Origin of the sequence: Corallococcus sp. CA047B (assembly GCF_003612065.1) — a bacterium.
GTDB classification, from domain to species: domain Bacteria; phylum Myxococcota; class Myxococcia; order Myxococcales; family Myxococcaceae; genus Corallococcus; species Corallococcus praedator.
Genome location: NZ_RAWD01000120.1, coordinates 1 through 25648, shown reverse-complemented (window position 1 = coordinate 25648; position 25648 = coordinate 1). Strand labels below are relative to the sequence as shown.

General features: G+C 70.9%; 20 protein-coding genes. 13 read left to right on the top strand and 7 right to left on the bottom strand.

Translation table 11 applies throughout. The features are described from left to right. Positions 1 to 328: 328 nt before the first annotated feature. Positions 329 to 2062 (top strand): polynucleotide adenylyltransferase PcnB, encoded by a 1734-nt coding sequence (gene pcnB / locus D7X74_RS19740; protein WP_120534527.1) that lies wholly within the window; start codon positions 329 to 331, stop codon positions 2060 to 2062. Between the two features lie 90 nt (positions 2063 to 2152). On the opposite strand, the gene dinB is transcribed toward pcnB, so the two are convergent. Continuing rightward, positions 2153 to 3355: a DNA polymerase IV gene (gene dinB / locus D7X74_RS19735; RefSeq protein WP_120534526.1), complete on the bottom strand. Its 1203-nt coding sequence runs from the start codon at positions 3353 to 3355 to the stop codon at positions 2153 to 2155. Between the two features lie 41 nt (positions 3356 to 3396). Here dinB and D7X74_RS19730 point away from each other — a divergent pair, with 41 nt between their 5' ends. Then, a complete protein-coding gene (locus D7X74_RS19730; protein ID WP_120534525.1) occupies positions 3397 to 3810 on the top strand; it encodes a secondary thiamine-phosphate synthase enzyme YjbQ in 414 nt (137 codons plus the stop codon). Here D7X74_RS19730 and D7X74_RS19725 read toward each other — a convergent pair. Together D7X74_RS19725 and D7X74_RS19720 are read right to left on the bottom strand one after the other, a co-directional pair. Then, positions 3791 to 4768: an RluA family pseudouridine synthase gene (locus D7X74_RS19725; protein WP_120534524.1), complete on the bottom strand. Its 978-nt coding sequence runs from the start codon at positions 4766 to 4768 to the stop codon at positions 3791 to 3793. The genes D7X74_RS19730 and D7X74_RS19725 overlap by 20 nt on opposite strands. After that, complete coding sequence (locus D7X74_RS19720; RefSeq protein WP_120534523.1) at positions 4765 to 5886, bottom strand: serine/threonine-protein kinase; 1122 nt, start codon at positions 5884 to 5886, stop codon at positions 4765 to 4767. Before D7X74_RS19720 ends, D7X74_RS19725 begins: the two co-directional genes overlap by 4 nt. Positions 5887 to 6014: 128 nt before the next feature. On the opposite strand from D7X74_RS19720, the gene D7X74_RS19715 reads away from it, so the two are divergent. Continuing rightward, positions 6015 to 7868 (top strand): serine/threonine-protein kinase, encoded by a 1854-nt coding sequence (locus tag D7X74_RS19715; protein ID WP_120534522.1) that lies wholly within the window; start codon positions 6015 to 6017, stop codon positions 7866 to 7868. 46 nt (positions 7869 to 7914) lie between these two features. Here the strand turns inward: D7X74_RS19715 and D7X74_RS19710 are convergent, their stop codons facing one another. Both D7X74_RS19710 and D7X74_RS19705 read right to left on the bottom strand, forming a co-directional pair. Beyond that, entirely contained in the window at positions 7915 to 9927 is a 2013-nt protein-coding gene (locus tag D7X74_RS19710; protein WP_120534521.1) for a putative metal-binding motif-containing protein, read from the bottom strand. Further along, a complete protein-coding gene (locus D7X74_RS19705; RefSeq protein ID WP_120534520.1) occupies positions 9924 to 10778 on the bottom strand; it encodes a tetratricopeptide repeat protein in 855 nt (284 codons plus the stop codon). Before D7X74_RS19705 ends, D7X74_RS19710 begins: the two co-directional genes overlap by 4 nt. A 139-nt stretch (positions 10779 to 10917) precedes the next feature. On the opposite strand from D7X74_RS19705, the gene uppS reads away from it, so the two are divergent. From uppS to D7X74_RS19640, 10 genes are all read left to right on the top strand, one after another. Next, positions 10918 to 11712, top strand: a complete 795-nt coding sequence (gene uppS, locus D7X74_RS19700; protein ID WP_120534530.1) for a polyprenyl diphosphate synthase — start codon at positions 10918 to 10920, stop codon at positions 11710 to 11712. Continuing rightward, a complete protein-coding gene (locus D7X74_RS19695) occupies positions 11709 to 12539 on the top strand; it encodes a phosphatidate cytidylyltransferase (RefSeq protein WP_120534519.1) in 831 nt (276 codons plus the stop codon). The genes uppS and D7X74_RS19695 overlap by 4 nt, the downstream gene beginning before the upstream one ends. A gap of 84 nt (positions 12540 to 12623) precedes the next feature. Beyond that, positions 12624 to 14255: an RIP metalloprotease RseP gene (gene rseP / locus D7X74_RS19690; protein WP_120534518.1), complete on the top strand. Its 1632-nt coding sequence runs from the start codon at positions 12624 to 12626 to the stop codon at positions 14253 to 14255. A 13-nt stretch (positions 14256 to 14268) separates the two neighbouring features. After that, positions 14269 to 14754, top strand: a complete 486-nt coding sequence (locus D7X74_RS19685) for a septal ring lytic transglycosylase RlpA family protein (RefSeq protein ID WP_120534517.1) — start codon at positions 14269 to 14271, stop codon at positions 14752 to 14754. 24 nt (positions 14755 to 14778) lie between these two features. Next, positions 14779 to 15513 (top strand): tRNA (adenosine(37)-N6)-threonylcarbamoyltransferase complex dimerization subunit type 1 TsaB, encoded by a 735-nt coding sequence (gene tsaB, locus D7X74_RS19680; protein ID WP_120534529.1) that lies wholly within the window; start codon positions 14779 to 14781, stop codon positions 15511 to 15513. 67 nt (positions 15514 to 15580) lie between these two features. Beyond that, positions 15581 to 16612, top strand: coding sequence for an aspartate-semialdehyde dehydrogenase (locus D7X74_RS19675; protein WP_120534516.1), 1032 nt, complete (start codon positions 15581 to 15583; stop codon positions 16610 to 16612). Between the two features lie 127 nt (positions 16613 to 16739). Next, a complete protein-coding gene (locus tag D7X74_RS43055) occupies positions 16740 to 17741 on the top strand; it encodes an MXAN_2561 family MXYO-CTERM-anchored protein (protein ID WP_158622258.1) in 1002 nt (333 codons plus the stop codon). Continuing rightward, positions 17738 to 18457 carry an MXAN_2562 family outer membrane beta-barrel protein gene (locus tag D7X74_RS19650; RefSeq protein ID WP_120534511.1) on the top strand — a complete coding sequence of 240 codons (720 nt, stop codon included), beginning with the start codon at positions 17738 to 17740 and terminating at the stop codon, positions 18455 to 18457. The genes D7X74_RS43055 and D7X74_RS19650 overlap by 4 nt, the downstream gene beginning before the upstream one ends. A gap of 10 nt (positions 18458 to 18467) precedes the next feature. Beyond that, positions 18468 to 20273 (top strand): PKD domain-containing protein, encoded by a 1806-nt coding sequence (locus D7X74_RS19645; protein WP_120534510.1) that lies wholly within the window; start codon positions 18468 to 18470, stop codon positions 20271 to 20273. A 106-nt stretch (positions 20274 to 20379) separates the two neighbouring features. Then, entirely contained in the window at positions 20380 to 21042 is a 663-nt protein-coding gene (locus D7X74_RS19640; RefSeq protein ID WP_120534509.1) for a molybdenum cofactor biosynthesis protein MoaE, read from the top strand. A gap of 25 nt (positions 21043 to 21067) precedes the next feature. Here the strand turns inward: D7X74_RS19640 and D7X74_RS19635 are convergent, their stop codons facing one another. Further along, positions 21068 to 21748: a hypothetical protein gene (locus D7X74_RS19635; RefSeq protein ID WP_120534528.1), complete on the bottom strand. Its 681-nt coding sequence runs from the start codon at positions 21746 to 21748 to the stop codon at positions 21068 to 21070. A 112-nt stretch (positions 21749 to 21860) separates the two neighbouring features. After that, positions 21861 to 25648, bottom strand: a 3788-nt coding sequence (locus D7X74_RS19630) for an ATP-binding protein (protein ID WP_370450777.1), incomplete at its 5' end; no start/stop codon positions are given.

Genomic DNA, 25648 nt, shown 5'->3' with positions numbered 1-25648 from the left:
CTGTTACCCCTGGCAGGGGGCCCTTCGCGGGCAGCGGGGCGCCCCGGGACGACCCAGGCACCGGAAGGACACCCGGAGTCCGGCGGGCGGGCAGGGGGGCCCTGATGGACCCTGGACGTCCTTGAAGAATGTCCTTAAGCGCAACCCCCATGGGTGGGAGGATGCGTGATAGACGGCTGCCCTTCCGAGGCGAATGACGCGAGACCCGACCCATCCCCCGCCCCCAGGCGGAACGCTGCCAGCCGCGCCCGGAGACGACGCGCGCGGAGAGGCCTCCTTTGAGGCGGCAGCGGTGGAGTCCTCCGGGTCCGCGCACGAGGTTTCTTCTATGTCTTCCCCCCTGGACCTGACGGGCCAGGAGGAGCGCACCGCGGCCACCGAGCCGGCGGACTCCTCCGCGCGTCCCAGTGAACCTGAAGCCCGGGCCCCCGAGGCCCCTTCCGACAACGGCACCGAGCCCTCCTTCTCCGCGGAGGCGGGGGACGACGAAGGCTTCGATGACGACGACGACACCGAGGACGCCGGCCCGGTCGACCCCGAGGTGAGCGATGAAATCCGCCGCGCCACCGAGGCCCTGAAGGCCGCGGAGGCCGAGGACGCCCAGGCCGCCGCCGAAGCGGGCGACGAGGCCGAGGAGCCCGAGGCCGTCATCCTGGAGCCGGAGCCGGAGCCCGCGGCGAACGAGCCGGAGCTTCAGGCGCCCACCACCACGCGCACCGGCGAGCCGGCGGAGATCGACCCGGACGAGATGGATCCGGACGCGCTCAAGGTGGTGCTGCGGCTGCACCAGCACGGGCACCAGGCGTACCTGGTGGGCGGCTGCGTGCGCGACCTGCTCCTGGGCAAGAAGCCCAAGGACTTCGACGTGGCGACCAGCGCCCACCCGGGCGAGGTGCGCGCCATCTTCCGCAACTGCCGGCTCATCGGAAGGCGCTTCCGGCTGGCGCACGTGTACTTCAAGGGCGGGAAGATCGTGGAGGTGTCCACCTTCCGCGCGAACCCGACGGAGCTGGAGCCCGCTCCGGGCGCGGCGACGGACGAGGCGTCGGGTGAGGACCTGCTCATCACCCACGACAACGTCTTCGGCACCGCGCAGCAGGACGCGCGCCGCCGCGACTTCACCATCAACGGGCTGTTCTACGACGCGGCCGAAGGTCGGGTCATCGACTACGTGCGCGGTCGGCGCGACCTGGACGAGCGGTTCATCCGCACCATCGGCGACCCGGAAGTGCGCATGCGCGAGGACCCGGTGCGCATCCTGCGCGCGGTGCGCTTCGCGGCGAAGCTGGACCTGGACATCGAGTCGCGCACGTACGCGGCGATGGAAGGCGCGGTGGAGGACCTGCCGCGCTGCGCCCCCGCGCGCCTCCTGGAAGAGACGTTCCGGCTCATCCGCGGCGGCGTGTCCGCCCCGGCGCTGAAGCTGCTGGCGGCGCTGGACGCGCTGAAGCTGCTCTTGCCGCCGGTGGACGAGTACCTGCGGGAGAACGGCAAGGAAGGGGAGAAGACCTTCTACGCCTTCGCCCAGGCGCTGGATAAGCGCGTGTCGGCGGGCGAGGTGCTGGACGACGCCATCCTGCTGGCGACGCTGCTGGTGCCCATTGGCCGCACGCAGCCGGTGGAGGAGTCGCAGGACGAAAGCCGCGCGTCCGTCGCGCACGTCATCGAGGACCTGCTGGCGGGCTTCGTGGAGGCCGCGAGGCTGCCGCGCCGCATCGCCGAGCGCTGCCGCATGCTGCTCTTGATGCAGCGCACGCTGTCCGGGGAGCGCCGCAAGAAGACGGGCGCCTTCCGTCGCCACCCGCTCTTCAACGAGGCGCTGGCCGTCTTCGCGATGACGGTGGAGGCCACGGGCGAAGGGCGCGAGGCGCTGGAGGCGTGGCAGTCCGGAGAGGTGCCCCCGCAGCGCGCGAGCGCGAGTGGTGGCGCGGCGGACGCGGAAGGCCCCCGCCGCAAGCGCCGCCGTCGTCGTCGCCGTCGCACCGGCGGTGGGAGCGGTGAGGGCGGCTCGGGCGCGGAGCGTCCAGCGTCGTCCTCCGGTTCCAACGGCGGCGAAGGGTAGTCATCAAGGGGCCGGAGCGCTGCTTCAGCGCTTCGGCTTCGCTGCGCCGGATGTCCGAAGCAGGCAGAAGGGCGCTGATGCCTCGCGCCCCTACCGCTTCGGCTTCTCCACTGGCCGCTCGGAGCGGTGGTCATCGTCGTCCGGCGCCTCTGCGCCCGCGATGTCCGCCATGGTGATGGCCTTGCTCCCGAAGCGCGCGGCGATGCGGTCCATCGCTTCATTGAGCTTCGACGTCTTCGGCACCGCCGCGGGGAACAACCCGAGCTGCGCCTCGTCCTCGTCCAACTGCACGCTGACGCCCGTGAGCCGCATCGGCTTGCCTTCGTGCGCGCGCTCCAGCAGCTCCAGCGCCGCGCGGTAGAGCACCTGCCCGTCGTCCGTCGCCTCGCGCAGCGTGGTGCGCCGGGTGATGAGCGTGAAGTCCGCGAACTTCAGCTTGAGCTGCACCACGCGGCCCTTCAGCGACGCCCGCCGCAGCCGCCGCGCCACCCGGAGCGCCTGCGCGTGCACGTGCGGCTTCAGCGCCTCCAGGCCCGTCAGGTCCTCCTCGAACGTGTCCTCCGCGCCCACGCTCTTGGCCGCCCGGTCCGGCACCACGTCCCGCGCGTCGATGCCGTGCGACAGCTCCCACAGGTGCTTGCCGCTGGAGCCGAAGCGCTCCTCCAGCCACCCCAGCTCCCGCGCCGCCACATCCCCGATGGTGGACAGCCCCGCGCGCTTCATCGCCTCTTCCGTCTTGGGCCCCACACCCCACAGCCGCGACACCGGCAGCCCCGCCAGGAACGCCACCGTCTCCTCGGCCCGCACCTCGCGCTGGCCGTTGGGCTTGGCCAGGTCGGAGGCAATCTTCGCCACGAACTTCGCCGTGGCGATGCCCGCGGACGCCGGCAGGTTCAGCTCGTGGGCAATCTCCTTGCGGATCCGCTTCGCGATGTCCGCCGCCGCGCCGAACAGCCCCACCGACGCCGTCACGTCCAGGAACGCCTCGTCCAGGGACAGCGGTTCGATGAGCGGCGTGTAGCGCTCGAAGATGGCGAACACCTGCTCGCTGGCCTCCGCGTAGGCGGAGAAGCGGGGCTTCACCACCACCGCGTGGGGGGCCTGCTTCACCGCGCGCGCCATGGGCATCGCGCTTCGCACGCCGAAGGGCCGCACCTCGTAGGAGGCGGCCACCACCACCCCCCGCTGTGCATGCCCGCCGACGATGACGGGCTTGCCCCTCAGGGACGGGTTGTCGCGCTGCTCGACGGACGCGTAGAAGGCGTCCATGTCCACGTGGAGGATGGCTCGCATGGCGTGAGTCACTCTAGTGGCCCCCTCTGACAGTGCGGCCCATGAAGACCCTCACCGAATACCTCTGGTTCGAGACGAAGTCCCGACGGGAGCTGGTGCGCCTCACCGACACCGTGGCGGCGCTGGTGAAGAAGAGCGGCATCCAGGAGGGCATGGTGCTGGTGTCCGCCATGCACATCACCGCGGGCGTCTTCGTCAACGACGACGAACCCGGCCTCCACGAGGACATCTGGGACTGGCTCCAGCACCTGGCGCCCTCCGGCCCCGACTACCGCCACCACCGCACCGGGGAGGACAACGGGGATGCCCACCTCAAATCCATGCTCGTCCACCATCAGGTGATGATTCCCGTCACCCTGGGCAAGCTGGACCTGGGCCCCTGGCAGCAGGTGTTCTACGCGGAGTTCGACGGCCAGCGGCGCAAGCGCGTCATCCTCAAGGTGATGGGGGAATAGCCCCGGCCCCGGCCCCAACCTCGGGCGCCGGAAACGTCAGGCCGTGCCGCCCCAGCTCCGCCACCAGGTCTTGGGGCAGGGGGCTCTCCACGCGCACGGGCTGCTTCGTGACGGGATGGGGCACGGTGAGCGAGCGGGCGTGCAGGAAGAAGCGGCCCAGCTCCGGCGCCTCGCGGCCTCCGTAGAGCGCGTCCCCCACGAGCGGCGCGCCGATGCCCGCCAGGTGCGCGCGCACCTGATGCAGCACCCCGGTGAGGATTTTCACCTCCACCAGGCTGTAGTCCCCCGAACGGCCGAGCACCCGGAAGTGCGACAGCGCCTCGCGGGCATCCTCGGCGCCGTGGGGCGCGGGCTCCACGCGGTCCGGGTGGCGCGGGTGGTGGCGCAGGGGGACCTCCACCTCGCCTTCATCCGCCAGCGGCCCCGTCACCAGCGCGATGTAGCGCTTGTCCACGGCGCGCTGGCTGAAGGACTCGCGCACGGCGGTCCAGGCCTCGCGCGTGCGGGCCGCGGCCACCACGCCGGAGGTCTCCACGTCCAGGCGGTGGCACAGGCCACCCTCGCGCGGATCCTGGGAGGCCTGCGCGCACTCGGGGTAGCGGGAGACCAGCGCGTTGGCGACGGTGCCCGTCTCGCCCGGTTGCAGCGGGTGCGAGGCCCGGCCGGCGGGCTTGTCCACGAAGAGCAGCGAGGCGTCCTCGTGCAGGATGACCAGCGGGAAGTCCGCGTCGGGCACGGCCTCGCGCGTCGTCTCCTCCACCGTCACGGTGATCTGCTGGCCCTCGGCGACCATCAGGCCCTTCTTCGCGGGGCGGCCGTTGACGCGCACCTGGCCCTCGTCGAAGAGGCGCTTCATGCGCGCGCGGGACAGGCCCAGGGCCTCTCCCACGAACAGGTCCACGCGCTGGCCCGCCTTGGCGGCGTCCACGGTGAGGGTGTGCGTCGTCGCGGTGCTCACTCGGAGAGGGCCTCGTAGACTTCCTCGGCCGTCTGGAACCGGTCGTCCGGCTCCTTGCGGATGAGGCGATGGGCGACGCGCGCGAGCTGCGGGTCGCCATGCAGGTTGAGCGCGAGCAGCGGCGGTGCCTCCGTCTCCAGCACCTGGCGCCACAGCTCGTGCGGCGTTTTCGCGTCGAACGGCGGACGCCCGCTGATCAGCTCGTACAGGATGACGCCCAGGCTGTACAGGTCCGAGCGCCCATCCAGCGGCTCCCCGAGAATCTGCTCCGGCGCCATGTACCGGTAGGTGCCCACGAGCTTGCCGTCCGCGGTGATGCCCGCGTCGTCGGCGAGGAACTTGGCCAGGCCGAAGTCCATCAGCCGCACCTGCCGGTCGTCGTCCACCATGATGTTGGACGGCTTCAGGTCGCGGTGCACCAGCCCATGGCCGTGGATGTACGCCAGCGCCTCGCACACCTGGAGCATCGCGTCCTTCAGCCGGCCCATGCGCTCCGGGCGGTTGAGGTCCGCCATGCGCGGTGGGGCGGCGTGCGCCTTGGCGGCCGGCTTGCGCGCCAGGTCGCGGCGCGGATCCACCGGAAGGTCGTCCGAATCCGAGTCCTCCCCCGCGCCGTGGAAGCTGGCCAGATCCTCGCTGGGGGCCTCCTCCGCGAAGGCATTCAGGCCGAACGTGCCGTCCTCGTCGTCGTCCACGACCGAGTCGTCGTCCGCGTCCTCGTCCGGGCCGTCCACGCTGCCGAAGTCGTCGTCCTCGGTGCGGCGGATGGACAGCGGCGCGCGAGACAGCGGCGTGGCGGAGTGCAGTTCGCCCGCGCTCACGTCCAGGTAGTGGCGCAGGGTGAGCCCTTCGATGAGCTCCATGGCCAGGTACGGCCAGCCCTCGTGGACGCCGGCCTCGAAGACCTTCACGACGTTGGGGTGGGCAAGGTCCGCGAGGGTCTCGAATTCGCGCACGAGTCTCCGCGCGGCGCGGTCGTCCAGGGACGGACCCGTCGAAAGGAGCTTCAGCGCGACTTCGTCGTTCGTGCGGCGGTCCCGGGCCCGATAAACGGTCCCGGCCCCGCCACTGCCGAGCGTCTCCAACACGCGGTAGGGACCAATGGCCTTGGGGGGCATGGGAGCGCGGATCCTACGGAGCACGTCACCTCAGGGTCAAACACCCGCACACACCTTGCGGGCCGGCGGACGCTCGACCCTCAAGGTCGTTTCACTTTTCCGGAAAACCGTGGGAAAGCTCGCCGTCAATGCAATTGGGGAAGTACCAGCTCGTTCGCAAGCTCGCCTCGGGAGGCATGGCGGAGGTGTTCCTCGCCAAGGCCGCCGGGCCGCGTGGCTTCGAGAAGACGCTGGTGCTCAAGCGCATCCTGCCGCACCTGGCGGAGGATGAGGCGTTCGTGGAGATGTTCCTGGGCGAGGCGAAGCTCGCCGCGCAGCTGGACCACCCGAACGTGGTGCAGATCTTCGACTTCGGCGAGGCCGACGGCAGCTACTTCCTGGCGATGGAGTACATCGACGGGCCCACGCTGCGCCGGCTCATCAAGCGCTCCACGGAGCAGAAGGTGCCGCTGCCCGCGGCCCTGTGCGCGAAGATGGTGGCCTCCGCGGCGGAGGGGCTGGCGTTCGCGCACGAGCTGGCCGACCCGGAGACGGGCGCGCCCCTGGGGCTGGTCCACCGCGACATCAGCCCGGAGAACGTGCTGCTGTCCCGGCAGGGCGCGGTGAAGGTGGTGGACTTCGGCATCGCGAAGGTGGCGGGGCAGAGCCACCGCACGCAGACGGGCGTGGTGAAGGGCAAGGTCGCGTACATGCCCCCGGAGCAGCTCCAGGCCCGGAACATGGACGCGCGCGTGGACGTGTACGCGCTGGGGATGGTGCTCTACGAGCTGCTCACCGGCCGGCGCCCCTTCGAGGCGGCGACGGAGGTGGGCATGATGCAGGCCATCCTCTTCGAGCCCTTCGTGCCCGCGGTGGAGCGCCGGCCCGACCTGCCCCCGGCGATGCAGCGCATCCTGGAGCGGGCGCTCGCGAAGGACCGGGAGGAGCGCTACCCGGACTGCCGCGAGCTGCAGGCGGACCTGGAGCGGTTCGTGCTGTCGCTGGGTGAGCCGGTGGGCGCGTTCCAGATTGCCCGGCTGGTGGCACAGGTGACGGAGAACGCCTCGGTGCCGCCCACGCCCACGCCCGCGCGCGTGGACGCGAAGGCGCGGGAGACGGCGGTCCTGGGCGCGGAGGAGCCGGGGAAGGTGAAGCCCCGGCAGATGGAGGAGGCGCCGCGTGCGGCGGAGGCGTTGACCACGCCGATGCCTGTCCGCGAGGGCACGGCGTGGGCCGGGAAGGACGCGGTTCGCGCCCGGAACTCCGCGAGCGCGCCCGAGGACCTGCTGGGGGCCCCCGATGCGGCGACCGATCCCGCGACGCCGTCCGCAGGCAATGTCCTGGCGCGAGGGTCGTCGCCCGCGCGACCCTTGGCGGCTCCGCCGGCTTCCGTGCCTGCCGAGGCCGCGGTGCCCGCGAGCCCGGTGGGCAAAGCCGCTTCGCGACGTGGGGTGCTGGTGGCCTCGGTCGTGGCGCTGGGGGCGCTGGTGTCGGTGGGTGGCTGGGTCGTCCTCGGTTCGGACTCGAAGCCCGTGACGCCCGGGGTGAAGGGCGATGCGGCCTTGAAGGACCCGACGCCCACGGACGGGGTGCCGAAGGCGCCTTCTGTTCCCTCGGTCGCCCTGGTGGCCGTGACGGATGCGGGGAGCGAGGACGCAGGCGTTCCGGAAACGGACGCGGGTGCTCCAGCGAACGAGGCGGGGTCGACGGACGCTGTCGCGGAAGTGGCGCCCATGACGCCGGATGCGGGCAGCGTCCGGAAACCGATGAAGCCGCGCCCGCCAGTGGCCAGGGGGCGGGTGGAGTTCCGGATCCGTCCATACGCCACGGTGTTCCTGGATGGACGGAACCTGGGACAGACGCCGTTCGGTGCCGTGGAGACCACGGCGGGGGTGCATCAGGTGCGGGTCGTGAACGGTGACTTGAAGAAGGACGTGCGGCGGACCTTCGAGGTGAAGGCCGGACAGGACAACGTCTTCAAGCTCAACCTGCTGGCGGAGTGAACGCACGGGCCGGGCAGGTGAGGCCCGGCGCGGCAGGTGGATGGCTTCAGGGGTGGAATCGCAGCACGGTGTTGTTGTCGCCAGCGGTCGAGATCAGGGTCGGAAGAGGTCCGTCCATGCTCATGAGGGCCTTGGTGCCCTCGTAGACCACCTGCCATGTGGTTCCGTTGAAGAAGTGGATGTTTCCTTCGGAAGAGGAAACGTAGACAGCGGAACGGCTGTAGGCGACGACATCCGTCAAGGTCACGAATGCGCCGACTGTGTTCGTCACGCGAGGCAGCATGCTCCACCCCCCGCGATCGCGCCTCAGCACGAGACCTTTTTCCCCCACGGCGTAGGCTTGCCGCGCGTCCACCACATCGACACCCCTGAGGAATCCGGAGCCGTTGGCGGCTTCGCCCAGGTCTTCCTGGATCCATGCCCCCTCCGCGGGGCTGAAACGAAACGCCGCCGGGCTGCCCGATGCGTCCGAGGCACCCACGGCGAGCAGTGTGTCGGCGGTGCGATGGCCATCCACCGCTCGGAGGTTGGCGGGAGCATCCGCGATCTCCAGGAGGTCACTTGAGGCATTGTACGGAGGCGACCAGCGGAACATCTTCCCGGTGTTTGCCACGGCATAGACCGTAGCGCCGACATTGGGGTCATTAATTCCCGTGACACCCGTGAAGGCTGGAGCGCCGGTCGCCTGGGGGGTGAAACACGGCGCATCCAAATTGGGCAAACGGGTCGACAGCCATCCGTTCGCACCGACGATGAAGACGCGACCGTCTTGGGCGGCCCAGGCAGCCTTCCAGTCTCTCTGACAAGAGCTGTCGGAATACTCCCGGCTGCTCGCGGTCGTATCGAACAGATGAACAAGCTTGTTCGTCCCCACGACCCAGGCCTTCTGACCCAGCTCGTATGTGGCAATCGAATTGAAACCCGTGGTCCCTTGGACACCCGTGTACACATCCCTTTGTAGGGGTCCACAGCCCTCGTCCACGCCTCCGGAGCAGTTGTTGTCCAGTCGGTCGCAGACTTCGGCGAGCCCGGTCGCTACGAAGACGGAGCTTTCGTCACAGTCTGCATTTGTCGAGACTGCGCCGGTTACAGGAGGCGTGCAACCCAGCCCCACATCTGCTCCTGCACGACCGTCGCCATCCTCGTCAATGAACCACCGCATGGGCTCCTGTGTCCTTTGGCAGCTTGCCTGGGACGGGCTCGCATCACATACCCTGGTTCCACTGCATTGAAACTCGGCAATGCAGTTGCTCCCGGTGTTGAAGTCCTCATCGGTGAAGCCATTGCAATTGTCATCCTTGCCGTCACAGCGGAGTTCCCCCTGGCCTGGCCGGATGGCTGCATTCGTGTCGTCGCAGTCTCCCCCTTCGCTGACTGCTCCGGCCGGTTGCTTGCAAGCCTGGATGACGGAGCCCCCGTATGTGTCCGCATCCTGATCCAGGTACCAGGTCCGTCCATCCATGGCGTCCTCTTCGCCGTTGACGCAGTTGTCATCCACGCCGTCGCAGCGCTCCATGGCTCCCGGATGGATGGCGGGGTTCGCATCGTTGCAGTCGGTGCCTCCGCTGCTTGTGGCGACATATCCGTCGTCGTCCGCATCGAGCGCCGCCAGTTCCAGTCGAACCTGGCTCACGCGTCCCTTCGCCGCTGGGGCGGCATCAAGCGACCTCTTCGTCACCGCGACCGCGTCGCAGGTCTGCTCGAAGGCTTCCGCACCGAGTCGGAGGTTGCCCTCCCAGGCTTCGGACAACTGCACTCCGACGCGGAGGGTGTTTCTCGCCGCCGCCGTGGAAGGCCTGCCACTGACGAGGGTGGAGGCGCTTCGGGAGCCATCGGGAGTTCCCACGGTCACGCGGACGCAGCCTGGCTTGAAGCCCGTGAGCTGGACCGTGAGCTCCATTCCGCGGTCGCACGCCTTCGGATCCGCGCGCAGCACGCCATCCAGGGTCTGTGTCCCCCGTCCCGCGCACAGTCGCTCCACCGCCAGTTGCTCCGCAGACGGCACGGTGCAGCCCACGCCCAGCCACACTCCGACCGCCACCGCGATCCAGGCCCTCACGGCGCGACCTCCGAAACCGTGGGCTCGCTCAGGAAGTACGCCGTGACCGCGCCCGCCGCCGCCGCCAACGCGGTGCCGAAGAGGACGTTCGCCACCACCGCCTGACCGCGTGCGTCCTCCAGGTGTCCGTCCACGGACGAGTCCAACGCCACCTCGCGCGCGGAGTTCACGTTGCCGCGCGACTGGAGCCCGAAGAGCGTCCCCGCGCCTCCCGCCGCCACACCCGTGCCCAGCAACACCCACGACAGCGCCGGCACCCGCCGCACCTGGGTCCGCTGCGCATCCACCCTCAGGTCCACGCCGGGCGAAGTCACGGGCGCGGAGGCGACAGGCCGCGAGGGCAACGGCGGAGGGGCCTCCACCGTTCGCTGCGCGGGCGCATCCGTCGGACGGGGCGGAACCTCCGGGGCCGGCACCGGGGCCGCCATCACCGGTCGTTCGCGCTGGACCTCCGCGCGCACCGCTTCGAAGTCGCCCTCCACCTTGGGAGACACCTTCACCGGCAGCTTCGCGTCCGGCGTCAGCCTCAGGCCCGCCCGGAACGACGCCATCGCCGCATCGCGCTGGCCCATGTCCGCCAACACGATGCCCTCATAGAGGGCCGCCGCAGCCCGCTCCGCGTCGGACCGGGCCAACCGCTTCGCCCGCGTCACCGCGGCCAGCGCCTGCTCGTACTCCAGGTCGTCATGGAGCCGGGCCGTCTCCGCCATCGCCGCCGTGAAGTAGTCCCTGGAGGCCGCCGGAGCCGAAGGACCCCCCGCCTGCCCGAAGGCCGGACCCACCCCGCAAAGGCACAGGCCCAGCAGGCCGCCGAGCAGCCGGAAAGAGGGCAAGGCATGAGGAGTTTTCATGGAAGACCACTCTAGCCGGCCCCCGTGTCCCGTCATGAACCGTTCAACCCCGGCAGGCGACCGGCCAGCGGGGGAGGGGGACCGGCCGGCCACGCGCCCGTGGACGCGACGCGGCGCCGCCGCTAGGGTGCGCGGCTTCATGGATCGCCCCACCGTGTTGCCCACCCCTCTCGAGGTCCAGGTCAAGGCCCGGCCTCTCCCGCGCCATGTGGGCATCATCATGGACGGCAACGGGCGTTGGGCGGAGCTTCGGGGCCAGCCGCGCCTGGAGGGCCACCGCGAGGGCAGTGTGAGTGTCCGCGAGGTGACGCGCACCGCCCGCCGGGTGGGCGTGCAGGCCCTCACCCTCTACGCCTTCTCCTCCCAGAACTGGGCCCGCCCCGCTGAAGAGGTCGCCGGGCTGATGGAGCTCCTGCGCGAGTATCTGGAGTCCGAGCGCGCGGAGATTTTGGACAACGGCATCCGCCTCAACGCCATCGGCGAGGTGGAGAAGCTGCCCCGCTACGTGAAGGAACCGCTGGAGCGGCTGATGGCCGACTCCGCCCACAACACGGGCATGGTCCTCACCCTGGCGCTCTCTTACGGCGGCCGCGAGGAGCTGCTGCGCGCCGCGCGCTCCCTGGCCGAGTCCGTGGCCCGTGGCGAGCTGGACCCCGCGAACCTGGACGCGAACGAGCTGGAGTCGCGGCTGTGGACCTCCGGGCTGCCCCCGGTGGACCTCGTGGTGCGCACCAGCGGCGAACAGCGCATCTCCAACTTCCTGCTCTGGCAAGTGGCGTACGCCGAGCTGTGCTTCACCGACGCCCTCTGGCCTGACTTCCGCACCGAAGAGTTCCTGCGCTGCCTGTCGCAGTACCAGGGCCGCGAGCGGCGCTTCGGGCTGACGTCCGCCCAGCTGAACCGGGACGAAACACCCCAGCGGGCCAAGGCGTGAACGAGAAGAACAAGAACCTCCTCATCCGGATCCTCACGGGCATCACCCTCCTGCCGCTGGTGCTCCTGCTGCTGTTCCTGGGCGGGTGGTACAGCGCGGTGCTGCTCGGCGCCGCCGCGGCCGTGTGCACCGGCGAGTACTACCTCATCACCCAGAAGCGCCTGGGCGCCGCCGCCTGGGTGGGCATGGCCGCCGCCTTCCTCATGCCGCTGCTGCCCCTGAAGGACGCCGCGCGCACGGGCGAGACGGCCTTCTGGGTGACATCCGTCTTCTTCTTCTTCGCGTGGATCTACAACCTGTTCCGGGGCGCGCTCGCGGAGGCTCCCACCCGGGCCGCGCACCTCGTGACGGGCTTCCTCTACGGCGCCATCGGCCTCACCGCGCTGTCCGCGCTGCGGCTGTTGCCGGAGCACGGCCTCGCGTGGGTCATCTGCGCGCTCACCATCACCTGGGCCAACGACACGCTGGCGTACTTCGCGGGCCGCTTCCTGGGGAAGCACAAGCTCTACCCCGCGGTCAGCCCGAACAAGACGTGGGAGGGCTTCTTCGGCGGCATGGTCGGCTCGGTGCTGGGCATGTTCATCGCCCGGGGCTTCTTCTTTCCCGTGTTCACCGTGTGGGACTGTGTGCTGCTGGGCTTCTTCGGTGGACTCCTGGGCCCCGTGGGCGACCTGTGCGAGTCCATGCTCAAGCGCGCCTACGGCGTGAAGGACTCCGGAAAGCTCATTCCCGGACATGGCGGCGTGTTGGATCGCATCGACGCGCTCGTGTTCAACGCGCCGCTGGTGTTCGTCTATGTGCAGTTCGTGAGGCACCTGTTGCCGTAAGTGCCCGTTTTCGCGCCTGCCCGTCTGCCGCGCGCCCGTCGTTGCGCGTTGTCCAGGTCGGTGGGCGCGATTACTGTTGGGCCCATGCTCCAGAACCTCGGGTTCTTCATCCTCCTGCTGGGCGTGCTCGTGACGGTGCACGAGCTTGGCCACTTCCTCGTGGCCAAGGCCTGCGGGGTGAAGGTCCTCAAGTTCTCCATCGGGTTCGGGCCGAAGATCATCGGCTTCACCAAGGGTGAGACGGAATACCAGGTGGCCCTGCTGCCCCTGGGCGGCTACGTGAAGATGGCGGGTGACCTGCCCCACGAGGAGCTGCCGCCGGAAGAGGCCGCGCGCGGGTTCCTGGCGCAGCCCCCCTGGAAGCGCGGCCTCATCGTGCTCGCGGGCCCGGCCTTCAACCTGGTGTTCCCCATCTTCGTGTACTTCTTCGTCTTCCTGGGCCCCCAGGAGACGCTGTCCACGCGCGTGGGCATGGTGTCGCCGGACATGGCCGCCGCCGCCGCGGGCATGCGCCCCGGAGACCGCATCCTCAAGGTGGACGGCGAGCCGGTCCGCACCTTCGACGACATGCGCGACGCGTTCGTCGGCCGGTTCGAGCGCCCCGTGCCCATCACCCTGGAGCGCGACGGCCAGGAGCGCGTGGTGCAGGTGACGCCGGAGCGCAGCTCGGAGGTGTCCCCGGTGGACACCGTCGAGCGCGGGATGATTGGCGTGAGCCCCTATCCGCAGCCGCCGGTGGTGGGCGTGCTCGCGGGCTCGGCCGCGGCGAACGCGGGCCTCAAGAGCTTTGACCGGGTGCTGTCCGTCAACGGCGTGCACGTGCAGGACGAAGCGGCCCTGTACCGCGAGGTGGCCAAGGTGGCGGAGGGCACGCCGCTGGCGTTGAGCGTCGCGCGCCTCCAGCCCGTCGCGGTGGGCGCCGTCTCCGGCCGGGTGCCGGAGGTGAAGCAGGTGACCCTGCCGCGTCAGGCCGGAGAAGGCCCTTCGGCGCTGGGCGCCGAGGCGGTGGACCTCTACGTCGCGACGGTGGCGTCCGGCAGCGTGGCGGAGGCCGCGGGCATCCAGCCGGGAGACCGCATCGTGGCCATCAACGGCACGCCGCTGAAGTCCTTCAACAAGCTGGCCACGGTGCTCAACGGCCTGCAGGCGCAGCCCTTCACGCTCACGTGGCGCGGCGAAAAGGGCGAGCGCACGGAGAAGCTGGCGCAGGCGCCGCTCAAGACGCGCGACGACTACGGTCAGACCAGCGCCCCGCTGGTGTTCGGCGTGCGCCCGTGGAGCTACAGCAGCGCGGACCTGCCGCCGGTGGAGAAGGTGACCATCGACCTGGGCCCGGCGGCCGCCTTCAAGGAGGCCGCGCTCATCGTCCCGAAGATTGTCGGGCAGATGGTGCAGGTGCTGGGCGGGCTGGTGGTGGGCAAGGTGTCGCCCAGCACGATTGGCGGCCCCATCATGATGTACCAGCTCGCCGCGAAGAGCGCCGAGCAGGGCATGGACAGCTTCCTCAACCTGATGGCCATCATCTCCATCAACCTGGGCGTGATGAACCTCTTGCCCATCCCCGTGCTGGATGGCTTCCACCTGCTGTCCGCCGCGTGGGAGGGCATCCGCCGCCGCCCCATCCCCGTGCGCGTGCGCGAGGTGGCGAACATGGTGGGTCTGGCGCTGCTCATCTTGCTGATGCTGCTGGCCGTGACCAACGATGTGACCCGCTAACCAAGAGGTGATGATGCGAGGACGCACCGTGCTCCTGCTGATGGGGATGGGACTGTTCGCAGGCTGCGCGACACGCGCGACGAAGCCCCAGCCCCCGGAGACGGAATCGGGCTCGGGCAAGGACGACCCGAAGGTGACCCGCAGGGAGAAGATGCCCGGCAGCTACCTGGGCGAGGGCCTCGCGTCCTTCTACGGCCCCGGCCTCCATGGCCGGCCCACCGCCAGCGGGGAGAAGTTCAACCAGAACGCGATGACCGCGGCGCACCGCACGGCGCGCTTCGGCTCCTGCGTGAAGGTGCTGAACATGGAGAACGGCCGCCAGGTGGAGGTGCGCGTCAACGACCGCGGCCCCTTCGTGGACGGTCGCATCATCGACCTGTCGAAGGCCGCCGCGAAGACCCTGGGCATGCTGGACAAGGGGCTGGCGCGCGTGCGGCTGTACCGGTGCGGCGTGCGCGTGTCAGAAGTGCCGCTGGACCTGTGGGCCATTCCGGCCTGAGAGACGAAGGAAGGGACGTTGCCCGTGTTGCTCGCGCTGGACACCTCCACGCTGACGCTGTCGCTCGCCCTGGTGGACCGCCAGGGGGACGACGTGCGCACGGTGGAGCACGTGGTGGTGCTTCCTCCGGAGAAGCAGAGCGAGGCCCTGCCCGGCGTCGTCGGTGAGCTGCTCGCGCGCCACGGCCTGAAGCTGACGGACCTGGAAGGGCTGGCGGTGGGCCTGGGGCCAGGGTCCTTCACCGGCCTGCGCATCGGGCTCGCCACGGTGAAGTCGCTCGCGTACGCCACGGGCCTGAAGGTGGCCGGCGCGTCGTCGCTGGCGGCGGTGGCGCTGGAGGGGCCGGAGGGCGTGCCGCTGTTCTGCCTCGCCGTGGCGCGCCGGGATGACCTCTACCTGGGGGCCTACCGCCGCACGGGCCACGCCGTGGAGGCGCTGGCGCCGGAGACCGCCATGTCGCCGGAGGAGGTGGCGCAGCGCATGGCCGCCGAACCCGAGGCGGTGGCGCTGGGGCCGGCGCTGACGGACTACCGGCAGGCTCTGGAGAAGCACGGGGTGTCACCCCACCGGCTCTTGTCCGGGCCCGCCTTCCCGTCCGCGGTGCAGGTGGGCCGGCTGGCGCGGCTGCCGGACGCCTATTCGATGCAGGCCCTGTTCGCGCTGGAGCCGCACTACGTCCGGGCGTCGGAGCCGGAGCGCAACCCCAAGTTCCCGCCGCTGCCGGGCCCCGCGCCCACGTCGCGGCTCAAGGAAGACTGACCGCTTTTCAGAAGGGCCCCGCGCGTCGTGCTCGCGCCCCTGGGGGCGGTGGCGTAAAGGAGCCCTCATGAAAGAGAACCTTCAAATCGCGGTGGTGGGTGCCACGGGCGTGGTGGGCCGCGAGGTGCTGGCCGCGCTGTACGCGCGCGACGTGCCCATGGAGCAGGTGCGGGCCTTCGGCTCGGAGCGCTCCAAGGGCCTGGAGGTGGAGTACGGCGAGGACACGCTGGAGGTGGAGCTGGCCTCGCCGGATGCCTTCAAGGGCATCCACCTGGTGCTGCTGGCCACGCCCGCGGAGGCCTCCCGCACGCTGGCCCCGGCCGCGCAGGCCGCGGGCGCCTGGGTCGTGGACGCGAGCAACGCCTTCCGGAGCGACGGCAACGTGCCCCTGGTGCTTCCGGGCTTCAACACCGAGGCCCTGGGGCCGGGCTTCACCTTCAAGGGCCGGGTGGTGTGCCTGCCGGGCATCGTCACCAGCGCCACGGTGCACCTGGTGGAGCCCCTGCGCCGCGCGTTCGGCGTGGTGCGCGCGCAGGTGACGGCGCTGATGGGCGCCTCCAGCGCGGGCGTGCGCGGCATCTCCGAATTGGAGAAGCAGACCGCGGATTTGCTGTCCGGCCGGGAGCCGGAGCCCCAGGCCTTCCCCCACCGCGTGGGCTTCAACCTGGTGCCCCAGGTGGGCGGCTTCATGGTGAACTCCCCCTGGACGGAGGAGGAGGGCGGCTGGACGCTGGAGGCCGCGCGCCTGTTCGCCGCCCTGGGCGAGGTGCCCGTCCTGGCCGGCACCGCCGTGCAGGTGCCCACCTTCCACGGCCACGGCCTCACCGTGAACGTGCAGCTCAAGAAGCCCGGCCCGGTGGAGCAGGTGCGCGCCGCGCTGAAGACGTCCCCGTCCCTCAAGGTGCTGGACGCCCCGGGCGAGCGCATCTACCCCATGCCCATGCTGGTGATGGCCGACCCCGCCATCCATGTGGGACGGGTGCGCGCCTTTCCCCAGGCCCCGGAGTGGGTGACCCTCTTCGCGTCGGTGGACAACGCCGGCCGGGCCGCCGCCCAACTGGTGGAAGCCGGCCTCAAGCTCACCGAACGCCCCTCCTGACAATTTGGCACGGCCCCTGGGGACAGCGTGTCTGTTTGGCGCGCGAACCCGGGGCTTTTGCTGCTGAACGGGCCATCCGGACGGGGGTTGTCGGTGGCCCCGCGCTTGCTAGCCTTCCGACCCATCCATGCGCCTTCCTCTTGTCGCCCTCCTGCTCTTCGCCCTCCCGGCCGTGGCCCAGACGGGGACGGCGGTGAATTTCACCACGACGTCCACCTCCAACAACAACACGGTGGTCACGTCCCGGGATGAGTGCACCACGACGCTGCGCTTCAGCTGGAGCCGGACCGGGACCCTGTGCAACGGAGGAACCGTCTACCTCTATGTCACCTCTGGGAGCTGCGGGGGGTTGGCACCCGTGGCCACGGACCTGACCCTGGATACCGTCACGGGGAACACCACGACCTCGGGGGTCGTGAGCTTCTCCATGAGCCAGGTACTGGCCAGGCAGACAGGGGCGCCGACCTGCGCCACGCAGGAGAAGGAGGTCAGTTTCAAGCTGTGCGCCATCACGCCCACCATCTCGGACTCCGTCCTCCAGACCTGCTCGGCGACCTACTCCAGCATCGGGGCACCGGCCTTCACGCTGACCTATGACCCGGAGGCGCCCTCGGCGCCCTCGATTGGCAAGGTCATCGCCCGGGACTCGGCGCTGTCGGTCCAGGTGGACAACGTGGAAGAAGACTCCAACGTCATCATCGAGCTCAACGCCATCTTGAAGGCGGACGCTGGCATCCCGGAGGAGGACGCGGGCACGGACGCCGACGCGGGCACGGACGCCGACGCGGGCACGGACGCCGACGCGGGCACCACCCCCGTGGGGGAGTCCGAGGGTCCCACGCTCCGCTTCAACAAGGCGGCGGGCGAAGGCAACGTGGTGGCGACCGGGTTGATCAACGGAGTGACGTACCGGATCCGGGCGAAGCTCGAGGATGAGGCGGGCAACGTGAGCGAGGCTTCCGCCGTGGTGGAAGGCACGCCCGTGAAGAGCAATGGGTTGTTCGACGCGTACAAGGACGCCAACGGCCAGGAACAGGGCGGTTGTGCTTCGACCGGCGGAGGCCTCGCGGGTGGCGCGGTGCTGGCCGCGCTGGGCATCTGGCTTTCGTCTCGGAGGAAGGTGTCATGAGCAGCACGGCAGTGGGCCTGGGAGTCGCGGCGCTTCTCTTGGCGGTTCCGGCGGTGGCGCAGGAGGTGACGATCCCCACGCGCTCCCCGCGCACTGGCGCGATCATCTTCCGCGGTGGCGGCTACAAGCCGCGCATCGACTACGAGAAGGGCCTCACCGACACCCCGTACAAGAACACCTTCGGGGATGAGTCGCTGCTGCTCGTCGAGTTGGAGCTGCAGCGCTTCTTCTACCAGGGCATCGGCACGGCGGGTCTGGGCCTGTCGGTGGGCTACGGGGAGAAGTACGCGAACGCGGTGCTCGCGGACGGAGGCGGCGAGGCGGCGGACAAGGCGGCCCTGAAGGTGCTGCCCCTCCAACTGAACGCCTTCTACAAGTTCGACTACGCGGCCTTCAAATGGGGCGTGCCGCTGGTGCCGTACGGCAAGCTGGGGCTCGTCTATTCGCCGTGGTGGATGACCAAGGGCAGCTCCACCGAGGTGGTGGGCCTGGACACGGGCAAGGGCGGCAAGTGGGGCTACGCGGCGACCGCGGGCGTGTCGTTCCTCCTGGACGTGCTGGAGCCGCGCTTCGCGCGCGACTTCGACTCCGACCTGGGCGTGAACCACTCGTACCTCTTCGCCGAGTACACCTACGCGGAAGTGAACAACTTCGGCGGCGCCGGACTGAACCTGGGCAGCCGGCGCTGGATGTTCGGTCTGGCGTTGGATTACTAACGGAACGCCCATGGCGTCCCGTCCCCGCGCGCTCCCGTCCTTCCTACCGCTCCTCCTGTTGACGGTCGCCGTGGGGCTCATGTCCCCCGGCTGCCGGAGCGTGAGGCCCGACCTGGGCCCGGAGCGGACGCTGGAGGCGGGCGTGCCGGAGTCCTTCGGCTCGCAGAACGCGAAGGCGCCCAGCGTCACCTGGGACTTTGGTGACGGAACGCCGCCCCGGACGGCGGCGGGCGTGCGCCACGCGTGGGACGTGGCGGGCCGCTACACGGTGCGCGCGCTGGACGGGGAGAAGGAGCTGGCCCGCGTCGTGCTCACCGTGGTGCCACGCCCGGTGCTGCGCGCGGTGCCCGAGGATGCGCAGACCGTGCTCTATGTGCCCCGCCTCCGCGGCAACGTGGAGGGGCTGGTGGACTTCTACGAGCGGCTGGTCGGCTCGCGCAACGCGCGGAGCACGCTGGAGGAGGCGCCGCTGGTGCCGCTGCTGCTGCGCAGCCTGGCGGGGGGCCCCACGGTGGTGGATCCCGAAGAGGGCTTCGGCTTCTTCCTGCTGCCGGACTTCGACGGCGTGGTGGCGCTCCTGGGCGTGACGGACATGCGCGCGGCGCTGGAGGCCGTCTCGCGCGAGCTGCGTGGCGCGGGCCACCGGGTGCTGCCCCAGGAGGACGGCAGCGCGCGCGTGGATCCGGTGGACGGCGGGCGCTCGATGCTGCTGTTCGCGGACCGGGGCTACGTGTACCTGGCGGTGCCGGACTCCCCGGACGCGCCCGAGCCCGGGGAGACGGTGAAGGCGCTGGCGGTGGAGTCGCCGGACGTGAACGTCGTGCGCCGCCGGGTGGAGGCGCTGTCGGGGCCGGGCGTGTCGGAGAACGCGCTGCTGGCCGAGCTGCGCGGCAAGGTGCGCGACGGCAGCGTGTTCCTCTTCTCCGCGCCGCCGGTGCCGGAGGCGGAGAAGGAGGACATGCCGGTGCGCGGCTTCTTCGGCTCGCTGGCGGTGCAGGCGGATCAGGCGGAGCTGGATGGGTTCCTGTCGTCGTCCCGGCCGCTGCTGGGCACGGCGCGGGGCCCGGCCTCGGCGCTGCTCGGGCGCGCTGCGGCGGGGCCGGTGGCGGCGGCGCAGTTGTCCGTGCCCCCGGAGGAGCTGGCGCGGCTGGTGTTCGGCTCGCCGGATTCTCCCCGGCGCCAGCGGACGCTGGAGCGCTGGCGCACGCAGGGGCTGGACGCGGAGGCGCTGTTGAAGGCGCTGCGCGGGGACGTGGCGATGCTCGTCTATTTCGACGCGGCGGCCTTCTTCAAGAGCTTCATCCGCGACCAGCGCCCGGCCCCCAAGGGGACGGTGGTGATGGAGGCGGGGCTCACGTCACTGCCTCCGGTGCTCCAACTGGTGCAGAAGCAGCTGCAGGACAACGGGCTCGTCTTCCAGAAGGAGACGCAGGGCAGCACCACGCGCTTCCGCACGCGGCTCCAGGAGCAGCCGGTGACGCTCTCGCTCAGCCCGGAGCGCGCCACGCTGGAGGCGGGCGAGGTGCTCTCCGGCCGCGAGACGGGAGACGTGGGCGCGACGCTGCGCACGCGCTTCGGCGGGGATGCGTTCGGTCCGGGCCACCTGTCGCTGATGGTGGACCTGGGCCGGCTGCGCTCGGACCTCGCGGGCGCGCGCTCGGTGCCGGGCGTGGGGCAGGGACAGTTGCTCGCGAGCCAGGTCTTCGTCGGCGCGCTGCTGGAGCGGCTCACCCCACTGGAATACGGGTTCCTCGACTTCGCCCCGGCGGAGGGTGGGGGCCGGCTCCAGGGCCGCGTCGTGTTGCGCGAGCGCTAGTCCGCGAAGGTTCGTCAGGCCGGACTGGGCGGGCCCGGCGAAGCGCCCCTGCTTTCGTGTTGGAACGCGGGGCTCCCGGTCGGGAGCCCAGGAGGACCTTCAAGCCATGTCCGTCACGGTGCTGTACTTCGCCGCGGCCCGCGAGCGCGCGGGCGTGTCGCGGGAGTCCCTGGACGTGCCCGAAGGGGCGCGCGTGTCGGACGTGCTGGCGCTGCTCGCCGCGCGGCACCCGGCGCTGACGCCGCTGCTTCCGCACCTGCGCGTGGCGGTGCAGCAGCAGTTCGTGGGGGCGGATGCCCCCGTGCCCCAGGACGCGGAGCTGGCGCTGATTCCGCCCGTGGCCGGAGGCTCGCCGGGCCTCTTCGCGGTGGTGGACCGGCCGCTCGTCCTGGCGGAGGTCGTGGACGCGGTGGCGGGCGAGTCCCGCGGCGGGCTGGTGACGTTCTCCGGGGCCGTGCGCAACCAGACGAAGGGCCGGCGCGTGCTGCGGCTGGAGTACGAAGCCTACGCGCCCATGGCGGAGGCGAAGCTCGCGGAGATTGGCCAGGAGGTCGCCCACCAGTGGCCGGGCACGCAGCTGGCCATCGTGCATCGCGTGGGCACGCTGGTGCCGGGCGAGCTGGCCGTCGTCATCGCCGCGGCGTCCGCGCACCGCAAGGAGGCCTTCCGGGGCTGCGAGCACGCCATCGAGCGGCTCAAGCAGGATGTCCCCATCTGGAAGAAGGAGTTCTTCGAGGACGGCGAGGTGTGGGTGGGACTGGGGCCCTGACGCGGCCCCAGACGCCACGAGACGCCTACTGCACGCCCAGGCTCGCGGGCACGGTGACGCGCGCGCCGCCGTCCTGCTGGCGCGTGGCCTTCTCCTCGGCGGACAGCGGCTTCATCGGTTGATCCAACCCGAGCGCCTTGCGCCGTGCCTCCTCCTTGTCGTGGGCGGACTGGAGCGCGCGCGCGTTGCTCGCGGCGATGCGCTGCGGATCCGGCCCCATGGTGAGGAAGGCGATGGGCGCGCTGAGAAAAAGGAGGGCCGCGATGATGATCCACGCCACGTCGCGCACGCGGAAGCGGTCCGCGCGCTCCTTCACCACCGAGGGCGCCACGAGCAGCCGCAGCTCTCCCTCCACGAGCCGCAGCGTCATGCCCTCGCGCAGCTCCAGCGACATGCGGCCGGGCGCGCCCGTGAGTTCCTCCGGGCCCACCGTGTGGAAGTCATCGCCCTTGAGGCTTTTCTCCACGTGGGCCGACGGCGGCACATGGATGCGCCAGCCCTTCGCGGTGCGCTCGGCCAGGAGGAAGGGCTCCTCCGGCAGGGTGAAGCCGTAGAGGGGCAGGGGGGCCGTCTCGTCGGGCGCGGCGTGGACCTGGCGCAGCTCGGGGCCATAGCTCCAGGCCTCCGCCAGGGAGGTGCCCCAATACAGCTCGCAGAAGAGTCCGCCGTCCGCCAGGTTGGCGGAAGGCGCGGGAACGGTGGCCATGTCGGGCCGGAGCATAAGGCCTTCGCTCCCTCCGGGCCCGGCTTCCTGCTCCGGGCCGTCCCCTGGCGGACGTCGCTTACGCCCGGTTGCCCGCCAGGGAGACGGCCCTGGCTCAGGCTCCCGTCAGGTCCTTGAGCAGCGTCTCCAGCGTCTCGAAGTGCAGCGGCTTCACCAGGTGCGCGTCGAAGCCCGCGGCCTTGGAGCGCAGGCGGTCCGACTCCTGGCCATAGCCCGTCACCGCGACCAGCTTCATCGCGCGGGGCTCCTCCTGCTGCCGCAACAGCCGCGCCAGCTCGTAGCCGTCCATCACCGGCAGGCCGATGTCCAGCAGGGCGATTTCGGGGCGGAAGCCCTTCGCGGCCTCCAGGCCACTGGGGCCGTCGTAGGCCACGCGCGTGTCGCAGCCGAGGAACGCCAGGGATTCGGAGAGCACGTCCGCCGCGTCCTTGTTGTCGTCCACGATGAGCACGCGCGCGCCCACCGCGACGGGCTCCTGGGGCGTCAGGGCCCCGGGCTGCGGCGCGGGCAGCGCGGCGGGGACGCGCGCCTCCAGCGCGGGCAGGCGCACGGTGAAGGTGCTGCCGCGTCCACGGCCCGCGCTCTGGGCGCTGATGGAGCCCTCGTGCAGCGTCACCAGGCTCTTCGCGATGGCGAGCCCCAGCCCGAGCCCGCCCTGGGAGCGGTCCAGGGCCTGGTGCTCCTGCACGAAGAGGTCGAACACGCGCGGCATCATCTCCGGCGCGACGCCCACGCCGGTGTCGCGCACGCTCACCACCAGCTCCTGGCCCTCGCGCGAACCCGTCACCGCGATGAAGCCGCCCGGCTCGGTGTACTTCGCGGCGTTGGTGAGCAGGTTGGCGAACACCTGCGCCAGCCGCGTGGGGTCCCCGTCCAGGTCCGTGCCGTGCTCGGGCAGGTCCACCTCCAGCATGTGCTGGCGCTGCTCGATGAGGGGGCTGGTCTGTTCAATCGCCTTGGCCAACACGTCGGTGAGCGTGGTGCGCTCGCGCTTCAGGGTGACCTTGCCCCGGGTGACGCGGCTGACGTCCAGCAGGTCGTCCACCATCCGCACCAGGTGCGTCACCTGCCGCTCGATGAGCGTGCGTTCACGCTCCGCGGCGGTGTCGCCCCTCAGGCGCATGAGCTGGAGCGCGGTGAGGATGGGCGCCAGCGGGTTTCGCAGCTCGTGGCCGAGCATCGCCAGGAACTCGTCCTTGGCGCGGTTGGCGGCCTCCGCCTCGCGCCGCGCGGTGGCCAGCTCCGTCACGTCGAAGACCACGACGACGATGGCCTCCACCTGCCCCCGGGCGTCGCTCATGGGCTGGTAGACGAAGTCGAAGAAGATCTCCTGCGCGTGGTCCGGGGCGTGGTTGAAGACGACGCGCACGGAGCGGCCGATGAAGGGCTCGCCCGTCGTGTACACGCCGTCCAGCAGCTCGTAGATGCCCTGGTGCGCCAGGTCCGGCAGGGCCTCGCGGATGCCCTTGCCCATCACGTCGCGGTGGGCGATGAGCCGCAGGTAGTTCTGGTTGGCGAACTCGTAGACGTGCGTCGGTCCGCGCAGGATGGCGATGCCCACGGGGGCGTGCTGGAAGATGCGCGCCAGCCGCTCCGAGTGCGCGGCCTCCAGCGTGCGCAGCCGCGAGCGGGTGATCTGCGCGGTGACGCGCGCGAGCAGCTCCCGGGTGGAGAACGGCTTCACCAGGTAGTCGTCCGCGCCCGCGTTCAGGCCCTCCTCCTGCGCCTCCTCGCCCGCGCGCGCGGACAGGAGGATGACGGGCACGTGCCGGGTGCGCTCGTCGGCGCGCAGGGCCTGCAGCAGTCCGAAGCCGTCCAGGCGCGGCATCATCACGTCGGTGAGGATGAGGTCCGGGGGGCGGGCGAGCGCGGCCTGGAGCGCGGCCTCGCCGTCCGCCACCGCCTCCACCGTCCAGGTGGTTCCGAGCAGCCGGCCCACGTAGTCGCGCATGTCGGCGTTGTCGTCCGCGAGCAGGATGCGCGAGCGCTCCACCGGCCCCAGCGCGGAGGTGTCGACGCGCGTCGCGGGCGCGCCGTCTTCTCCCAGCGCGGGGGAACTTCCGGGCAACCAGCCCAGGGCGTCGCGCACGTAGGGGTCCGCGCCGGCCAGGGGCGCGCGGTGGTGCCGGGCGGACGTCACCTGCTCCCTGGGCAGGTGCGCGAAGCCCGCGGGGATGCGCACGGTGAACGTCGTGCCCCGGTCCACCTCGCTGCGCACGGTGAGGGTGCCTCCGTGCAGCCGCACCAGCTCGTGCACCAGCGCGAGCCCGATGCCGGAGCCCTCGTGTGAGCGCGCGCGGGCGTTCTGGATGCGGTGGAAGCGCTCGAAGAGGCGGGGCAGTTCGTGCGGGGGGATGCCGGTGCCGGTGTCGGTGACGCGCAGCTCGGCGTGTCCGTCGTGGAAGCCCTGCGCCACGGTGATGCTGCCCGTGAAGGTGAACTTCAGCGCGTTGGACAGCAGGTTGAGGACGATCTTCTCCCACATCTCGTGGTCCACCCAGACCGGCTCCGGCAGGGGAGGACAGTCGACGTCGAGCACCAGTCCCGCGCGCTCGACGGCGGAGCGGAAGGCGCTGGCGAGCCCCGCGGTCAGGGTCGAAAGGTCGGTGGGCTCATACGCGGCCTCCACGCGGCCGGCTTCGATGCGCGCGAAGTCCAGCAGCATGTTGACCAGCTTGCGCAGGCGCACGCCGTTGCGGTGCACGATGTCCAGCGCGTCGCCCTGGAGCGCCCGCGCGGGGCTGGCGAGCGCGTCCTCGGTGGGGCCTAGCAGGAGCGTGAGCGGCGTGCGCAGCTCGTGGCTGATGTTGCTGAAGAAGGCCGTCTTCGCGCGGTCGAGCGCGGCGAGCGCCTCCGCGCGCTGGCGCTCCTCTTCGTAGGCGCGCGCGTTGGAGAGCGTGGACGCGACCTGTTCGGCGGTGAGCTGGAAGAACGTGTGGTAGCGCGCGTCGAGCAGGCGCCGGGGGCTGACCCCACCGACGAGGAAGCCATGGGGCCGCGTCTGGCCCGGCCGCGCCAGCGCGCGCACCACCGCGAGCGTGGGAGGGCTGTTCCAGCGGCCTCCGGGCAGTGCTCCCAGGCGTCGCGGCAGGTCCTTCATGATCACCGCTTCGCCGGTGTCGGTGGCCTGGGCGAAGGGCCAGCCCGCGTCGCCCGCGTCGGTCAGCGACTGCTTCAGGGGCAGCGCGGACAGGGTGTTTTCGGGCAGCAGGGTGCTGCCCACGCGGTGGGCGGTGAGACCGTCCTCGCCCAGCAGGTAGAGCAGGGCGAAGGGCAGGTCCAGGTCATTGGCTCCGAGCACGTCCAGGACGACGCGGGAGGCCTGCTCGGGGGACTTGGCGTCGGCGGAGCGGGCCGCCAGGTCGCGCAGCATGCGCAGCTGCCGGTCGTGCTGCACCTCTTCGGTCGTCTCGCGCACGGTGACGAGCACGCCGCCCACGCCGCCCCGTTCGTCGGGGACGGGGCTGTACGAGAACGTGTGGAACGTCTCCTCCATGAACCCGCGACTGTTGATGAACAGGGGCAGGTTCTCGTTCCAGGTGGCGGGCGCGCCCTCGAGGACGCCCCGCGCCATGGGACCGACGACGTCCCAGATCTCCTTCCAGACCTCTTGGCCGGGAGCGCCGAGGGAGCCGGGGTGCTTGTGTCCGAGCACCGGCCGGTAGGCGTCGTTGTAGATCTGGATCATCTCCGGGCCCCACCACATGAGCATGGGGAACCGGTTGTTGAGCACCACGCCCACCATCGTCTTCAGGCTGATGGGCCAGTCGCGTGAAGGCCCCAGCGGCGTCTGGGACCAGTCCAGCGAGCGCACCAGCTCCCCCATCTCACCGCCGCCCGCGAAGTGGCGTTCCTCGGAGGGAGTGGGGGACAGGGGCAGGG

Coding starts and splice junctions, on each gene's coding strand:
- D7X74_RS19675 (WP_120534516.1), top strand. CDS start 15,581: ATGAAAGAGAACCTTCAAATCGCGGTGGTGGGTGCCACGGGCGTGGTG.
- D7X74_RS19645 (WP_120534510.1), top strand. CDS start 18,468: ATGGCGTCCCGTCCCCGCGCGCTCCCGTCCTTCCTACCGCTCCTCCTG.
- uppS (WP_120534530.1), top strand. CDS start 10,918: ATGGATCGCCCCACCGTGTTGCCCACCCCTCTCGAGGTCCAGGTCAAG.
- D7X74_RS19685 (WP_120534517.1), top strand. CDS start 14,269: ATGCGAGGACGCACCGTGCTCCTGCTGATGGGGATGGGACTGTTCGCA.
- D7X74_RS19715 (WP_120534522.1), top strand. CDS start 6,015: ATGCAATTGGGGAAGTACCAGCTCGTTCGCAAGCTCGCCTCGGGAGGC.
- D7X74_RS19730 (WP_120534525.1), top strand. CDS start 3,397: ATGAAGACCCTCACCGAATACCTCTGGTTCGAGACGAAGTCCCGACGG.
- D7X74_RS43055 (WP_158622258.1), top strand. CDS start 16,740: ATGCGCCTTCCTCTTGTCGCCCTCCTGCTCTTCGCCCTCCCGGCCGTG.
- D7X74_RS19650 (WP_120534511.1), top strand. CDS start 17,738: ATGAGCAGCACGGCAGTGGGCCTGGGAGTCGCGGCGCTTCTCTTGGCG.
- D7X74_RS19705 (WP_120534520.1), bottom strand. CDS start 10,778: ATGAAAACTCCTCATGCCTTGCCCTCTTTCCGGCTGCTCGGCGGCCTG.
- rseP (WP_120534518.1), top strand. CDS start 12,624: ATGCTCCAGAACCTCGGGTTCTTCATCCTCCTGCTGGGCGTGCTCGTG.
- dinB (WP_120534526.1), bottom strand. CDS start 3,355: ATGCGAGCCATCCTCCACGTGGACATGGACGCCTTCTACGCGTCCGTC.
- pcnB (WP_120534527.1), top strand. CDS start 329: ATGTCTTCCCCCCTGGACCTGACGGGCCAGGAGGAGCGCACCGCGGCC.
- D7X74_RS19640 (WP_120534509.1), top strand. CDS start 20,380: ATGTCCGTCACGGTGCTGTACTTCGCCGCGGCCCGCGAGCGCGCGGGC.
- D7X74_RS19635 (WP_120534528.1), bottom strand. CDS start 21,748: ATGGCCACCGTTCCCGCGCCTTCCGCCAACCTGGCGGACGGCGGACTC.
- D7X74_RS19720 (WP_120534523.1), bottom strand. CDS start 5,886: ATGCCCCCCAAGGCCATTGGTCCCTACCGCGTGTTGGAGACGCTCGGC.